Origin of the sequence: Coprococcus intestinihominis (genome assembly GCF_040096555.1) — a bacterium.
Classification (GTDB): Bacteria; Bacillota; Clostridia; order Lachnospirales; family Lachnospiraceae; genus Coprococcus_A; species Coprococcus_A intestinihominis.
This window is the reverse complement of sequence record NZ_JBBMEK010000484.1, coordinates 1-960: the sequence shown is the minus strand read 5'-3', so window position 1 is coordinate 960 and position 960 is coordinate 1. Positions and strand designations below refer to the sequence as shown.

Annotated in this window: 2 protein-coding genes; both read left to right on the top strand. The window is 30.0% G+C overall.

Annotated features, from left to right (window positions below):
- Positions 1-82: 82 nt before the first annotated feature.
- On the top strand, positions 83-460 hold the full coding sequence (locus WMO25_RS18380; RefSeq protein WP_349086693.1) for an SdpI family protein: 378 nt from the start codon (positions 83-85) through the stop codon (positions 458-460).
- 51 nt (positions 461-511) lie between these two features.
- Entirely contained in the window at positions 512-847 is a 336-nt protein-coding gene (locus tag WMO25_RS18375) for a DUF3784 domain-containing protein (RefSeq protein ID WP_349086691.1), read from the top strand.
- Positions 848-960 lie beyond the last annotated feature (113 nt).

Sequence of the window (960 nt, the reverse complement as noted above, 5' to 3'; positions counted from 1 at the left end):
GTGGCTTATTCACTGAGATATGAAAGGTTGAAAAACCTTGAATTTTCAATAAAAAACACTTGATTATATGAGGAGGTTTACAATGGGGTTTTGGATTTTTATGTTGATTATGGATTTGCTTCTTCCATTTACGATGATTGGTTTTGGAAGATATTTTATGAAAAAGGCTCCAAAGGAAATAAATTCAGTATTTGGATATCGGACTTCGATGTCTATGAAGAACAAAGACACATGGGAATTTGCTCATAAATATTGTGGTAAAGTTTGGTATGTCTGTGGAATGGTTATGTTGCCGATAACAGTAATATTCATGCTTTTAGTAATTGGAAAAAATGAAGATTGTGTTGGGTGTATAGGAGGAATTATCTGTGGTGTTCAACTTATTCCTTTAATTGGATCTATTCTCCCAACAGAAATAGCATTAAAAAAGAATTTTGATAAGAATGGAACAAGACGATAAATTCAAGTTTTTGAAACTGAGAAATTGGTATTTTAAGAGGAGGTATGTATTATGAATATAGGATTTTGGTCATGTATAATTTTGGTTATACCATTTGTAATTATAGGTGTGTTATTTGCGATTTTTAAGGAAAAAGCAACTAAATTTGTTTCAGGATTTAATTCATTTTCTAAAGAAGAACAGGCAATGTATGATAAAGCTCAGATCTCTCGTGATATAAGAAATCAGTGCTTCATATGGATTGTTATAATGTTAGCAGGAGCGACATTATCCTGCTTTTTAACCCCATATATGGCTATACCAACCTATATTATTTGGTTAGTTCTGTTTTTTAGAGAAGTCCACTTTGATAATCATAAAGCGTTTAAAAAATATTTATTAAAATAAATTATTGTTTGCAGGAGATGCTTATTTATGAAAAAATGATGTTGTATAAATAAAGTTGACACCTTATTCTCAAAGAATTCATGTATAATAAAGAGAATAAGGAGGAACTCTCA